This window comes from Streptomyces sp. NPDC056061 (assembly GCF_042266885.1).
Taxonomy (GTDB): Bacteria; Actinomycetota; Actinomycetes; order Streptomycetales; family Streptomycetaceae; genus Streptomyces.
Genome location: NZ_JBHJWQ010000004.1, coordinates 368,527 through 381,921, shown reverse-complemented (window position 1 = coordinate 381,921; position 13,395 = coordinate 368,527). Strand labels below are relative to the sequence as shown.

General features: G+C 74.3%; 15 protein-coding genes. 3 read left to right on the top strand and 12 right to left on the bottom strand.

Features of this window, described 5'->3' with window-relative positions:
- The first annotated feature begins 66 nt into the window (after positions 1-66).
- Both ACFC79_RS09845 and ACFC79_RS09840 read left to right on the top strand, forming a co-directional pair.
- Entirely contained in the window at positions 67-897 is an 831-nt protein-coding gene (locus ACFC79_RS09845; RefSeq protein ID WP_376237435.1) for a TetR/AcrR family transcriptional regulator, read from the top strand.
- Positions 898-1,024: 127 nt separating this feature from the next.
- Positions 1,025-1,546: a DUF1203 domain-containing protein gene (locus ACFC79_RS09840; RefSeq protein WP_376237433.1), complete on the top strand. Its 522-nt coding sequence runs from the start codon at positions 1,025-1,027 to the stop codon at positions 1,544-1,546.
- Between the two features lie 113 nt (positions 1,547-1,659).
- Here the strand turns inward: ACFC79_RS09840 and ACFC79_RS09835 are convergent, their stop codons facing one another.
- From ACFC79_RS09835 to tsaB, 4 genes are read right to left on the bottom strand one after another with little or no spacing between them, the layout of a single operon-like run.
- Positions 1,660-1,983 carry a hypothetical protein gene (locus ACFC79_RS09835; protein ID WP_376237554.1) on the bottom strand — a complete coding sequence of 108 codons (324 nt, stop codon included), beginning with the start codon at positions 1,981-1,983 and terminating at the stop codon, positions 1,660-1,662.
- A 14-nt stretch (positions 1,984-1,997) separates the two neighbouring features.
- Positions 1,998-3,110, bottom strand: coding sequence for a tRNA (adenosine(37)-N6)-threonylcarbamoyltransferase complex transferase subunit TsaD (gene tsaD / locus ACFC79_RS09830; RefSeq protein ID WP_376237430.1), 1,113 nt, complete (start codon positions 3,108-3,110; stop codon positions 1,998-2,000).
- Positions 3,110-3,655, bottom strand: coding sequence for a ribosomal protein S18-alanine N-acetyltransferase (rimI, locus tag ACFC79_RS09825; protein ID WP_376237427.1), 546 nt, complete (start codon positions 3,653-3,655; stop codon positions 3,110-3,112). The genes tsaD and rimI overlap by 1 nt, the downstream gene beginning before the upstream one ends.
- On the bottom strand, positions 3,652-4,314 hold the full coding sequence (gene tsaB, locus ACFC79_RS09820) for a tRNA (adenosine(37)-N6)-threonylcarbamoyltransferase complex dimerization subunit type 1 TsaB (protein ID WP_376237425.1): 663 nt from the start codon (positions 4,312-4,314) through the stop codon (positions 3,652-3,654). Before tsaB ends, rimI begins: the two co-directional genes overlap by 4 nt.
- A 170-nt stretch (positions 4,315-4,484) precedes the next feature.
- Here tsaB and ACFC79_RS09815 point away from each other — a divergent pair, with 170 nt between their 5' ends.
- Positions 4,485-5,048, top strand: a complete 564-nt coding sequence (locus ACFC79_RS09815; RefSeq protein ID WP_376237423.1) for a hypothetical protein — start codon at positions 4,485-4,487, stop codon at positions 5,046-5,048.
- Between the two features lie 223 nt (positions 5,049-5,271).
- Here ACFC79_RS09815 and ACFC79_RS09810 read toward each other — a convergent pair whose 3' ends face one another.
- From ACFC79_RS09810 to glmS, 8 genes are all read right to left on the bottom strand, one after another.
- Positions 5,272-5,451, bottom strand: coding sequence for a hypothetical protein (locus ACFC79_RS09810; RefSeq protein WP_376237420.1), 180 nt, complete (start codon positions 5,449-5,451; stop codon positions 5,272-5,274).
- Between the two features lie 151 nt (positions 5,452-5,602).
- A complete protein-coding gene (gene tsaE, locus ACFC79_RS09805; RefSeq protein WP_376237417.1) occupies positions 5,603-6,151 on the bottom strand; it encodes a tRNA (adenosine(37)-N6)-threonylcarbamoyltransferase complex ATPase subunit type 1 TsaE in 549 nt (182 codons plus the stop codon).
- A gap of 154 nt (positions 6,152-6,305) precedes the next feature.
- Positions 6,306-7,556, bottom strand: a complete 1,251-nt coding sequence (locus ACFC79_RS09800) for an alpha/beta fold hydrolase (protein WP_376237414.1) — start codon at positions 7,554-7,556, stop codon at positions 6,306-6,308.
- Between the two features lie 102 nt (positions 7,557-7,658).
- Entirely contained in the window at positions 7,659-8,813 is a 1,155-nt protein-coding gene (gene alr, locus ACFC79_RS09795; RefSeq protein WP_376237412.1) for an alanine racemase, read from the bottom strand.
- A gap of 115 nt (positions 8,814-8,928) precedes the next feature.
- Complete coding sequence (locus tag ACFC79_RS09790) at positions 8,929-9,333, bottom strand: DUF488 domain-containing protein (protein ID WP_376237551.1); 405 nt, start codon at positions 9,331-9,333, stop codon at positions 8,929-8,931.
- Positions 9,330-10,925, bottom strand: coding sequence for an NAD(P)H-hydrate dehydratase (locus ACFC79_RS09785; RefSeq protein ID WP_376237410.1), 1,596 nt, complete (start codon positions 10,923-10,925; stop codon positions 9,330-9,332). The genes ACFC79_RS09790 and ACFC79_RS09785 overlap by 4 nt, the downstream gene beginning before the upstream one ends.
- 133 nt (positions 10,926-11,058) lie before the next feature.
- On the bottom strand, positions 11,059-11,427 hold the full coding sequence (locus tag ACFC79_RS09780) for a holo-ACP synthase (protein WP_376237407.1): 369 nt from the start codon (positions 11,425-11,427) through the stop codon (positions 11,059-11,061).
- Positions 11,428-11,517: 90 nt separating this feature from the next.
- The gene (glmS, locus tag ACFC79_RS09775; protein WP_376237404.1) at positions 11,518-13,365 is read right to left on the bottom strand and encodes a glutamine--fructose-6-phosphate transaminase (isomerizing); all 1,848 of its coding nucleotides are present in this window, start codon (positions 13,363-13,365) and stop codon (positions 11,518-11,520) included.
- Between the last annotated feature and the right edge of the window lie 30 nt (positions 13,366-13,395).

Here is a 13,395-nt window from a genome sequence, read left to right as displayed (position 1 = left end):
GCGTATAAAAAACGATCTCCCGATGTCGGGGAACGGGGACGAAAACGGCCGGGGGACAATGCGGTGGTGCCAGGGACGACAGAGGACGCGCCGGAGCCGGAGAAGACTCCGAAGGCGGAAGAAGCTCCGAGGGCGGAAGAAGCTCCGAGGGCAAAGCAGGCCCAAGGTGCGGAGAAGGCTCCGGGGGCGGAGCAGCGGGCGGCGGGCGGGAAGCGCCCGGCGACGCGGAAGCGGGCCGTCGGACGGCCCCGCCGCCTCGACCCGGACGCGATGGTCGCCACCGCGCGCCGCATCATCGAGGAAGAGGGCGTGGACGCCCTGAGCATGCGCCGGTTGGCGAAGGAGCTCGGCTCCACGCCGATGGCGCTCTACCACTACGTGCGGGACAAGGACGAGCTGCTGATGCTCACCCTGTCCGGCACCGCGGACACCTTCCCCCGCCCCGAACTGCCCGAGGACCCGCGCGAGCGGCTGCTCGCGGTGGCGGTGCACCTGCACGGCATCCTGGCGCGGATCCCCTGGGTGCTGGACGTGCTGGCGCTGGGCGAGCTGACCGACAAGAACGCGCTGTGGATGGTCGAGGAGATCGTCGACTCGGCGATCGCCTGCGGACTCTCCCCCGCCCGCGCGGTACGCGCGTACCGGACGATCTGGAGCTACGTCTACGGTGACCTGGTCTTCCGCAGGGCGGCCGGGCGGCGGGCCGAGAATCCGCCGAGCACGCGGTACTTCCCCGAGATGATCACCGAGGAGGACGCCGGGACGCTGCCCCGGCTCACCGAGATCAAGGACCGCTGGCGGGAGTACGCCGCCGCGTACGAGGCGGCCGAGCAACTCGACGCGATCATCGACGGGCTGCTCCGCCACGGGGCCCGGCCGAGCCGGTCGGCCGACTGACCGGGCCAGGCCGACCGGCCTGGGGAGCCGGTGCGGGACCGGGGCGCGGTGGGCATCGGCCGCTCCGGCGGACTCCGTGTCGCGATACCGCCGGCCCGCCGGGGGCGGGCCTTCGAGACCGGGAGCCGTGACCACGTACACGGCCCTTCCCATTCCGCCCGACGCGCTCGCGGAACTCCGCGCCACCGACGACGCCGGCCGTCCCCTGCGGCCGTACACCGCACGCGAGGACGGCGTTCCCATCGACTCCGTGGGCAGTCCGCTGCGCTGCTGTCTGCGCCCGATCGAAGCGGGCGAACGGGTGGCGCTCGTCTCGTACGCACCGCTGCGGCGCTGGGCCGCGGCCACGGACGCCGACCCCGGGGCCTACGACGAATCGGGGCCGGTGTTCATCCACGCCGAGGAGTGCGAGGGGCCGCGCGGCGCCCGCCCCCGCTGCCCGTTCGCGCGGGCGGGCGCACTGCGTACCCTGCGCCGCTACGACGCCGCGGGACATATCGTCGGGGGCCGCTGCTTCGAGATCCCCGAAGACGCCGAGGAGGGGTTCGACCAGGCCCTCGCGGAAGCCTTCGCGGACCCGGAGGTGGCGCTGGTGCACGTGCGCGCCCTGGAGTACGGCTGCTTCCCATTCGAGGTGCGGCGCCTGTAGGGAAGCGCCGGGCGGCGCACGCGGGCGGGCGGCGCGGCGACTGGCTCCCGGCCGTCGACGGCCGTTGCGACACCCGACTCCCGACCGTCGGCGGGCGTCGCCACGACAGGCTCTCAGCCGTCGGCGGGCTCCACCGCTCCCAAGGACTCGAAGCGCCAGCGGTGCACCGGCCGGGTGACGAGATCCGGTGCCGGCTCGGGGAGTTCGGGCAGCTCCGCGGCCGGGTCCGCGTCCCACCAGGTGATGACCAGGACCCGGTCCTGCGGCGCGCGCAGGATCTCCCGCCGCAGCGGCTCACCGGCGAGTACGGCCGCGCGGGCGCGCGCCCACTCCAGGAGTTCGGGGCCCCGGCCCGCGGCGGCGCGGGCCTCCCACATCAGCGCGGCCGTCGTACCGCCCGCGCCACGCGCACCGCCCGTATCGTCCGTGCCGCTCATGCCGTCGGTGCCGCTCATGAGTACAGATTGTCCTTGCTGATCTCGTGCACGTGGTCGTGATCGTGGGCATGGCCGTGCGCGTGGGCCCCGGGAACATGGGTGTCGGTGACCGGCAGCGACGAGTCCGCGGACAGTTCCAGGTCCGAGGCGGACCTGTTCCGGGCCACCATCTCGGCGCCCAGCGCCGCGACCATCGCGCCGTTGTCCGTGCACAGTCCCGGCCGCGGCACCCGCAGCCGGATCCCGGCCCGTTCGCACCGCTCCTCGGCGAGCGCCCGCAGCCGCGAGTTGGCCGCGACACCGCCGCCGATCATCAGGTGGTCGACGCCCTCGTCCTTGCAGGCCCGCACGGCCTTGCGGGTGAGCACGTCCACCACGGCCTCCTGGAAGGACGCCGCCACATCCCGTACCGGCACCTCCTCGCCCGCCGCCCGCTTGGCCTCGACCCAGCGGGCCACCGAGGTCTTCAGGCCGGAGAAGGAGAAGTCGTACGCGGGGTCGCGCGAGCCGCTCAGCCCGCGCGGGAACGCGATGGCCGCCGGGTCGCCCTCCCGGGCCAGCCGGTCGATCACCGGGCCGCCGGGGAAGCCGAGGTCCAGCACCCGGGCGATCTTGTCGAATGCCTCGCCCGCCGCGTCGTCGATGGTCGCGCCCAGCGGCCGCACGTCCGCGGTGATGTCCGGTGCGAGGAGCAGCGAGGAATGGCCGCCGCTGACCAGCAGCGCCATGGTCGGTTCGGGCAGCGGGCCGTGCTCCAGCTGGTCGACGCAGATGTGCGAGGCCAGGTGGTTCACCCCGTAGAGCGGCTTGCCCAGCGCGTACGCGTACGCCTTCGCCGCCGAGACGCCGACCAGCAGCGCGCCCGCGAGTCCGGGCCCGGCCGTGACGGAGATCCCGTCGAGGTCGCGGGCGCTGATCCCGGCCGTCTCCAGGGCGCGCTCGATGGTGGGGACCATCGCCTCCAGGTGCGCGCGGGAGGCGATCTCCGGGACGACGCCGCCGAAGCGGGCGTGCGTGTCGACGCTGGAGGCGACGGCGTCGGCGAGCAGGGTCGTGCCGCGGACGATGCCGACGCCGGTCTCGTCGCAGGAGGTCTCGATGCCGAGTACGAGCGGTTCGTCAGCCATCAGTCAGTCTCTGTTTCCCGTGCGGTCTCTGTTTCCCGTGCGATTCCCGCCGCGGGTCCGGTGACGTCCTCGGTCAGGCTCAGGCGCATGACGAGCGCGTCGACGTTGCCCGGCTGGTAGTAGCCGCGACGGAAGCCGATCGGCTCGAAGCCGAAGCGTTCGTACAGCTTCTGCGCCCGGGTGTTGTCGACCCGTACTTCGAGGAGCACCTCGGCGCATTCGAAGGCCGTGGCGTGCTTCAGCAGGTCGGTGAGGAGCGCGGAGCCGAGGCCGCCGCCCCAGTGGTCGCGGCCGACGCCGATGGTCTGCACGTCGGCGAGGTCACCGGCCGCGGCAAGTCCGGCGTATCCGGCGATCCGGCCGGTGGCGGGGTCCTCCGCGACGACGTAGCGGCGGGTGGCCCGCGAGCCCCGGGAGTGCGCCAGCTCGGACCAGAACATGCCGGCCGACCAGGCGTCGTCCGGGAACAGCTCGTGTTCGAGCTCCAGCACCGGATCGATGTCCCACCAGCGCATCTCGCGCAGTACGGCAGTCGTGCTCGTCACTTCGGGGTGACCACCTTGTAGTTCTTCGGGACCTGGGCGTCGGGCCTGCGCAGGTAGAGCGGCTGCGGGGGCAGCAGCTCGGCACCTGCGGCGAGCCGCTCGGCGGCGAGCGCGGCGAGCGCGCCCGCGGACACGTGCTCGGGGCCCCGGGCGTCCGCGAACGCCTCGGGGTAGAGCACCGCGCCCGCCCCGACGACGGGGAGTCCGGCGAGCCGCTCGGCGATGTCGGCGGGACGGTCGACGGCGGGGCCCTCGGAGCGGGTGCGGGAGTCCTCGTACCGCGCCCAGTAGACCTCCTTGCGGCGGGCGTCCGTCGCGACGGCGAACGGGCCCTCCAGACCGGCCTGCCCGGCGGCGTACGCGAGACCGTCCAGGGTGCACAGCCCGTGCACCGGCACGGAGAGCACCGAACCGAAGGTCGCGGCGGTGACCAGACCGACCCGCAGCCCGGTGTACGGGCCGGGGCCGACGCCCACGACCACGTCCGTCACGGCGTCGAGCTTCGTCCCGGCCTCGGCCAGGACGCGGTCGACGGCGGGCAGCAGCAGTTCCCCATGCCTTCGGGCGTCGACCTGCCCGTACTCGGCGACGACAGAGGTTCCGTCGTGCAGGGCGACGGTGACGGCGGGGGTGGCGGTATCCACGGCGAGCAGGAGCACGCAAACAGCCTACGGCTCCCGCGACCCGGGTACCGCGCCCGTCCGGGCGTCCCGGTACGACCGGCCCCGGCTGCTACCGTCACCGTGCACACGCGTGTACGACGTAACGACCTACACGCTTGTACTACGGACGCAGGTACGTCGGACGCAGGGCGAAAGGGGCTCGCACGGTGGCTAGGGGCAGCTCGGGAATCGTGGCCGGGCTCACCGCGGCGGCACTCGCCGTGGTCGGCGTCCTGGCGTACCAGGCATCGGCGAACGCCCCCGACTCAGTCGCCGCACCCGGCCCGGCGGCCTCCGTCACGGCCACCGGACAGGCGAAGCCGACGAAGAAGGCGGAGCCCCCGGCCGTGCTCCCCGCCGATTCCGGGACCGGCAAGCGCGTGGTGTACGCGCTCGCCGACCGCCGGGTGTGGCTCGTGGACGAGGCCGGGAAGGTGCTCAGGACGTTCCCGGTCATGCCGAGCGCGCTGAATCCGCAGCCCGGCACGTACCGGGTGGCCACGCCGCGTCAGGGACCGGCCACCAAGGGCTCGGACGGCGTGATGATCGAGCACGTGGTGCGGTTCGCGACGGTGGACGGGGTGTCCGTCGGGTTCAGCGCGGCCGTGGACGGCTCGATGAAGAGCCCGGACCCCTCGTTGAAGACCGGCGGAGTGCGGATGTCCCGGACCGACGGAAACGCGATGTGGGACTTCGCCGCGGTGAGCACCGCCGTGATCGTCGTCCCGTAGCGCGCAGCCCGTAACGCGAAGCCCGTAGCGCGAAGCCCGTAGCGCGCAGTTCCCCGGCCCCCAGCTCCCGTACCGGCAGTCCCGCAGTCCCGCAGTCCCGACAGGCCCCGCAGTCCTCGTAGGCACCGCGGTTCCGCGGTGGGACGACGGGTTGGTCCTCGGCCCGGCGCCGGGCGTCGCCGGTCGGGCACCGAACGGCTTCGCCGCGTATCCCGCCCGGTCGTCAGCGCGCCTGGTTGGCGGGCTCGGTCTCGCGCTCCTCGGCGGCGGACGGCGTGGCGGTGTCCGGCGCGGGGTCCTCGGAGGGCGGGGGCGGGGTCGAGACAGCCGTGGCCGCGGCGCAGGCCGCCAGCAGGTCGCCCATCGACGGCGACGGCACTTCGCGTTCGGCGGACATCGTCATGGATGCCTCCTGAGGCTCCGGTGACATGCGCGAGTTAGGCATGCCTAACTCACTCTCGTCCTCCATGGGACCACGGTCTCCCCGCCCGGCGCAACACTATGCCGACACGCTGTCGGAAAGTTCGCGCCGCCCCGGCCGACGCGCACCGCGCTCAGCCCTCCAGCGCCTCGCGCGCCTCCCGCAGCCCCGTCCAACGCGGCCCGACACCGACCAGGGTCACCGAACGTTGTTCGTCGTCCGTGTCGCCGACCGCCCGGTGGATCAACACCCGCAGCCGGTCCCCCGACAGCTCCTCGACCTTGCCGTCGCCCCATTCCACGACCACCACCGACTCGGGCAGCGACACGTCGAGGTCCAGGTCCTCCATCTCGTCGAGTCCGCCGCCCAGGCGGTACGCGTCGACGTGGACCAGCGCCGGACCGCCGGTCAGCGAGGGGTGGACGCGGGCGATCACGAAGGTCGGGGACGTGACGGCGCCGCGCACGCCGAGCCCCTCGCCGAGCCCCCGGGTCAGCGTCGTCTTCCCGGCACCGAGCTCGCCGGTGAGCATCACGAGGTCGCCGGGGCGCAGCATCCGGGCGAGCCGACGGCCCAGGGCCTGCATCCGTTCGGGGGAATCGACGGACAGGGAGACGGTGACGGCGTCCGGTCCGGCGTCCCCGCCCGCCTCGGCCACCGGGCTGTTGTGCGGTGCTTCCATGTCCGCCAACGTTAGACCAACCGGCGGACCTCGGGAGGCGGCATCGCGCCCGGCCCTTCCAGTTGCCGCCCGGCCCTTCCGGTTGCCGCCCGGCCCTTCCGGTTGCGGCCCGGCCTCTTCGGTCGCCCGCTGCACGCAGCCGCCCCCGGTCCCTTCAGTCGCCGCCCGGGTGCCGGTCGGTCCCGGTCGCCGCGGGCACCGCACCGGCGCGCACCAGCAGGTCCGCCAGCCGGTCCGTGACCGTCTCCGGGTGCTCCAGCATCACCAGGTGGCCGCCGTCCGGGACGATGACCAGTTCCGCGTCGGGCAGCTGGTCGGCGATGGCCTCGCTGTGCGAGCTGGGCGTCACCAGGTCCTTGTCCCCGGCCAGGATCAACACCGGGATGTCGCGGAACGCGGGCAGCACGCCGCTCTTCTCGTGTTCGGTGAAGGCCGGGTAGAACTCGGCGACCACGTCGATCGGCGTGGACTCGATGAGCCGTTCGGCGAACCGTTCGACCGCCGGGTCGACGTCCCGCGATCCGAACGAATACTTCTTGATCAGTCCGGCGAACAGGTCGGCGGTGGCCCGTCGGCCGCGCTCCACCAGTTCGGCCTGGGAACCGAGCGCCCGGAGCACCCCGGGCAGCACCCGCCGCACCGCGTTGACGCCCGCGACCGGCAGCCCGAAGCTGACCTCGCCGAGCCTTCCGCTCGACGTGCCGACGAACGCGACGGCGGCCACCCGGTCCCGGAAGAACTGCGGGTACTGGTCGGCGAGCGCCATCATCGTCATGCCGCCCATCGAGTGCCCGACCAGCACCAGCCTGCCCTCCGGGGCGGCGGCGTCGATGACCGCCTTCAGGTCCCGGCCGAGCTGGTCGATGCCGACCGTCACCCCGTCCGCCTGGGCCCGGCCCCGCTCGGAGCGGCCGTGGCTGCGCTGGTCCCAGTGGACGGTGCGGACCAGGCCGCGCAGCGCCGCCCGTTGGAAGTGCCAGGAGTCCTGGTTGAGGCAGTAGCCGTGGCTGAAGACGACGGTGACGGGCACCGGCGCCTTGCGGCCGAAGAGCCTGCGGCGGCGGGTGCCGTTGCCCGGGGCGGCATCGGTGCCGCCCATGCCGTCCGCCCCGGCGCCCGTGCCGCCGTCCGGTTCGACCTCGTCGACCTCGTAGTACAGCTCGGTGCCGTCGTCTGCGGCGGCCCTGCCCGGCAGCCCGCGCAGCGAGCCGTACGGCCCGGAGGCGTCCAGGGCCAGCCTGGCCCGTCTGCGCATGCCGCGGCCCACGGTCAGCCGTTCGACCGCGACACCGGCCGCCGCGCCCGCCGCGAGCACGCCTATGGCGGCCCCGGCGATCCCGGCCCGGCGCCAGCCCACCGCCGTGGCGGCCTCCGCCACCGCGTCACCCGCGCTGATCTCGCTCACCGTGCCGCGCTCCTCGTCGGTCGTGGTCGGTCATGTCCGCCGGGCCGGGTTCGGCCCGTCCCGCCGTGCTCGGATCGTGCCCGGTCGGCGGTGCCGGATCGGTCAGGACCCGGCCGGGGCGGCGTGCAGATGGACCCGCGGCACCCGGGTACCGATCCGGGTGACGATCTCGTACGCGATCGTGTCGGCGGCCTGCGCCCAGTCCTCGGCGGTCGGCTCGCCGCGGTCCCCCGGGCCGAAGAGAACGGCCTCGCTGCCCGCCTCGACCGTGTCACCGTCGAGGTCGACGACGAACTGGTCCATGGCCACCCGGCCCGCGACCCGGCGCCACGCACCGCCGACCAGGACGGGTCCGCGGCCGGAGGCGTGGCGCGGAATGCCGTCCGCGTAACCGACCGGCACCAGGCCCAGGGTGGTTTCGCGGGGCGTCGTGTAGTGGTGGCCGTAGCTGATGCCATGACCGGCCGGCACCTGCTTGACCAGGGCGATCGACGCGGCGAGCGTCATGACGGGGCGCAGTCCGAAGTCCGCCGGGGTGCCCAGCTCGGGGCTCGGCGAGAGGCCGTACATCGCGATTCCGGTCCGTACGAGGTCGAAGTGGGCCTCGGGGACGGTCAGCGTCGCCGGGGAGTTGGCGATGTGGCGCACCTCGGGGTCGACGCCCTCCTTCTCGGCGTAGCCGACCATGTCCCGGAAGGCGGTCAGCTGGGCGGCGATGGAGGGGTGGCCGGGCTCGTCGGCGCAGGCGAAGTGGGACCACAGGCCGGTGATCCGGATGGTGCCCGCCTCCTCGGCGGCGCGGGCGGCGGAGACCAGCTCCGGCCAGTCGGCCGGCTGGCAGCCGTTGCGTCCGAGGCCGGTGTCGGCCTTGAGCTGGACACGGGCCGGAATCCCGGCCTCCGTGGCGGCGGCGACGACCTCGCGCAGCGCCCACATCCCGCTGACCGACACGTCGATGTCGGCCTCGATCGCCTCCCGCCAGGGCCCGCCCGGCGTCCACAGCCAGCACATCACCCGGCCGCCGAGTCCGGCGGCCCGCAGGGCGAGAGCCTCCTGCGGTGTGGCGGTGCCCAGCCAGGTCGCCCCGGCCTCCAGCGCGGCGCGGGCGCAGGGCACCGCCCCGTGCCCGTACGCGTCGGACTTGACGACGGCCATGAGGTGCGCACCGGCCGCCCGGGCGCGCAGTACGCGCACATTCGCACGCAATGCGGCGAGGTCGATCTCGGCTCGGGCTCTCAAGGACGCTGTCTCGTTCATCGCGCCCAGTCTCTCAGAGCCGTGCGCCGGGCCCCTCGCACGGCCGTCACGGAACGTGCGGCGGCCCCTCCCACGCCCCGTCTCCCACGCCCCGGCGCCGGACGCGGCCGGGCCCTCAGTGGTGGTGACGCAGTTCGTGCTCCGGATGGCCGACGAGGACCGGGGCGTGGCTGTGCGGTGCGCCCTTGACCGCTGTCACCAGAGTCACCGGTCCGCCCTCGCGGACCAGGCCCACCAGCCTGTCGACGGCCGCCGCGCGGACCGGGTCGGCGAGCTCGGCCCGGTAGCGGTCCGCCAAGGCGTCGCAGCGGGCGCCGGTGCGGTCCTCGTGGTGCCAGGAGCGCAGTTCCTTCGACGGGGTGATGTCCTTGGGCCACTCGTCGATCCCGGCCTGCTCCCTGGACACGCCGCGCGGCCGGAGCCGGTCGATGAGGACGCGCGTGCCGCCGTCGTTCCGGTGTCGGGTCCCCTCCCGTCGCCCCGTGCGCCCCGTGCGCCCCGCGCGCCCCGGATCGCTCAGGCGCGCACGTCCCGCCACGCCGCCGGAAGCGCGTCCGCGACATCCTGTGCGGCGACGGGCGCCCCGTCCGCGGCGTGCCGGGCGGCGAGGCCGTGCAGGTACGCGCCGACGGACGCGGCGTCGCGCGGGGCGAGGCCCGCCGCGAGCAGGGAGCCGGTCAGTCCGGAGAGGACGTCACCGCTGCCCGCCGTGGCCAGCCAGGACGTGCCGGTCGGGTTGACCCGCGCCGGGATGTCCGGGTCGTCGTCGGCGACCAGGGTCGTCGACCCCTTCAGCAGGACCGTGGCCCGGTGCCGGGCGGCGAGTTCGCGCACGGCGGCCAGCCGCCCGGCCTCGACCTCCTCGCGGGGGACGCCGAGCAGGGCGGCGGCCTCACCGGCGTGCGGGGTCAGAACGGTCGGCGCGGTGCGCGCCCGCACGGCGTCGGGGTCGAGCAGGCGCAGCCCGTCCGCGTCCACGAGCACCGGGACGTCGGTCGCCAGCACGTCGCGGACCGCGTCCGCCGCGTCCGCCCCGTCGCCGAGCCCGGGTCCCACCACCCATGCCTGCACCCGGCCCGCCCTCGACGGGGGGCCCGCGTGCACCAGCGTCTCCGGATGCGCGGCGATCACCGCGCCGCCGCCCGGACCGACGTACCGCACCGCCCCGGCCCCGCCGCGCAGCGCCCCGGACACGGCGAGCACCGCCGCCCCCGGGTAGCGGGCCGACCCGGCGACGATGCCGACGACGCCGCGCCGGTACTTGTCGCTCTCGGCCGCGGGCACCGGGAGCAGCGCGGCGACGTCCGCGTGCTGCAACGCCTCCAGGTCGGGCACCGCGGGCAGTTCGGGCCCGAGCCCGATGTCGACGAGGCGCAGCGCGCCGGCCAGCCCGGCGGCGGGGTCGACGAGCAGCCCCGGCTTGTACGTGCCGAAGGTGACGGTCGCGTCGGCGTGCACCGCGTCGCCGAGCACCTCACCGGTGTCGGCCTCCACCCCGCTGGGCAGGTCCACGGCGACGACGGCCGCACCGGTCGCCCGGAAGGCCCGCACCAGCGCGGCGGCCCCGGGACGCAGCCCGCCGCGCCCGCCGATGCCGGTGATCCCGTCCACGACGAGATCGATGTGCCCGCCCCACATCGCCGCCACCACCGCGTCCACGGGTGTCGGGCCGCCGTCGGCACCCGTCGTGTCCGGGTCCGGGTGGCCGGTCCGGGTGGCCGGGAGCCCAAGGCCGTCCCCGGTGGCCGGGAGTCCGTGACCGTCCCCGGCGCTCCGCTCCCCCTGCCGCGCCTCCACCACGCGTCCGCCCGCCGCGAGCAGCGCGGCGAGCCCGCCCGGGTGGGCTCGGCCCGGCGAGGTGAGCACGGCGCGCACCCCGGCGCCCCGGCGGGCCAGCCGGGCGCCCGCGTACAGCGCGTCGCCCCCGTTGTCGCCGCTGCCGACGAGCAGCACGACCCGTGCCCCGTACACCCGCCCGCGCCGCCGCAGCACGTCGCCGCAGGCCGTCGCGAGCCCCGCCGCGGCACGCTGCATGAGCGCGCCCTCGGGCAACCGGTCCATCAGGGCCCGCTCGGCGGCCCGCACGGTCCGAACGCTGTAAGCGGTGCGCATGTCCTCCACCCTCCTGACCCTCCGGTGCCGTGCGCAACGCCCGTCGGCGCACCCGTGGGCGCCGGGCGCGACACCCTCCTGTGCCGAGCTCGACACCCTCCAGTGCCGTGCGCGACACCCTCCTGTGCTGTGCTCAACCCTCCGCGATCACCACGGCCGACGCCACCCCCGCGTCATGGCTGAGCGACACGTGCCAGTGCCGCACGCCCAGTTCGGCGGCGCGCGCGGCGACCGTGCCCCGGACCCGCAGCCGGGGCTGCCCGCTGGCCTCGACGTACACCTCGGCGTCCGTCCACAGCAGGCCGCCCGGGGCGCCGAGCGCCTTGGCGATGGCCTCCTTGGCGGCGAACCGGGCGGCGAGCGAGGCGATGCCGCGCCGCTCGCCGCCGGGCAGCAGCAACTCCCGTTCCAGGAAGAGCCGGTCGGCCAGGTGCGGCGTGCGCTTCAGCGCCGCGTCGAACCGTTCGATCTCGGCCACATCGATCCCCACCCCGATGATCACACGCGTTCCCTCATCACTCGCTCGTCCGCCGCCGTTCGTGGATGCGTGCGTGATCGAACCGGCGATCACGCACGAAAGAACGCTAGCGGGCTACTCCACGGTCACGGACTTCGCCAGGTTGCGCGGCTGGTCCACGTCGTTGCCGCGGGCCGTCGCGAGTTCGCAGGCGAAGACCTGCAACGGCACGGTCGCCACCAGCGGCTGGAGCAGCGTGGGCGTCGCCGGGATCCTGATCAGGTGGTCGGCGTAGGGGACCACCGCGTCGTCACCCTCCTCGGCGATCACGACGGTACGGGCGCCGCGGGCCCGGATCTCCTGGATGTTCGACACGATCTTGTCGTGCAGTACCGACCGGCCGCGCGGCGAGGGCACGATCACGACGACGGGCAGCCCGTCCTCGATGAGCGCGATCGGCCCGTGCTTGAGCTCGCCCGCCGCGAAGCCCTCGGCGTGCATGTAGGCGAGTTCCTTGAGCTTGAGCGCGCCCTCCAGGGCCACCGGGTAGCCGACGTGGCGGCCCACGAAGAGCACCGTGTCGTGGTCGGCGAGGGACCGGGCGAGCGCCCGGACGGGTTCCATGGCCCCCAGGACGCGGGCCACCGAACCGGGCATCTCGGAGAGCTGGCGCACGACGGTGCGGATCTCGTCGCCCCATTTGGTGCCGCAGTTCTGGCCCAGGTACAGGGCGACCAGGTAGCAGGCGACCAGTTGGGTGAGGAACGCCTTGGTGGAGGCGACGGCGACCTCCGGTCCGGCGTGCGTGTAGAGCACGGCGTCGGATTCGCGCGGGATGGTGGAGCCGTTCGTGTTGCAGATGGCCAGGACCTTCGCGCCCTGTTCGCGGGCGTGCCGTACGGCCATCAGGGTGTCCATCGTCTCGCCCGACTGCGAGATGGCGACGACCAGGGTGCGGGGGCCGAGGATCGGATCGCGGTAGCGGAACTCGCTGGCCAGCTCGGTCTCGCAGGGAATCCGGGTCCAGTGCTCGATGGCGTACTTGGCGATCATCCCGGCGTGGAACGCGGTGCCGCAGGCGACGACGACGACCTTGTCGACCTCGCGGAGTTCGTGGGGCGCGAGCCGCACCTCGTCGAGCCGGAGGGCGCCCGAGCCGTCGACCCGTCCGAGGAGCGTGTCGGCGACGGCCCGGGGCTGCTCCTCGATCTCCTTGAGCATGAAGGAGGCGTGGCCGCTCTTCTCCGCCGCGGAGACGTCCCAGTCCACGTGGTAACGGCGGACGTCGGCGGGCCGTCCATCGAAGCCGGTGACGGTGACGCCCTCCCGACGCAACTCCACCACCTGATCCTGCCCCAGCTCGATCGCGGAGCGGGTGTGTGCGATGAACGCGGCGACGTCGGAGGCGAGGAACGACTCGTCCTGCCCCACCCCCACCACGAGCGGCGAGTTGCGCCGGGCACCGACCACCGTGTCCGGCGCGTCCGCGTGCACGGCGACGAGCGTGAAGGCGCCCTCCAGGCGCCGACAGACCTGACGCATGGCCTCCGCCGGGTCCGCGCACGACGAGAACGCCTCGGCGAAGAGGTGGGCGACGACCTCGGTGTCGGTCTCGGATGCCAGGTCGTGGCCGCGCCCGGCGAGTTCGGCGCGCAGGGCGGCGAAGTTCTCGATGATCCCGTTGTGCACGACGGCGACCCGACCCGCGTTGTCCAGGTGCGGGTGGGCGTTCACGTCGGTGGGTGCGCCGTGGGTGGCCCAGCGAGTGTGCCCGATCCCGGTGGTCCCGGCCGGGAGTGGGGCCTCGGCCAGCGCCTTCTCCAGGTTGACGAGCTTGCCCGCCCGCTTGGCCGCGGCCAGCCCGCCGTCCGCGAGCACGGCGAGGCCAGCCGAGTCGTAGCCCCGGTATTCGAGGCGCTTGAGCCCCGCGACGACGACGTCCTGTGCCGACTGCCCACCGACGTAACCGATGATCCCGCACATACCGTTCCCTTCCCTGCCCGCCGATACGTT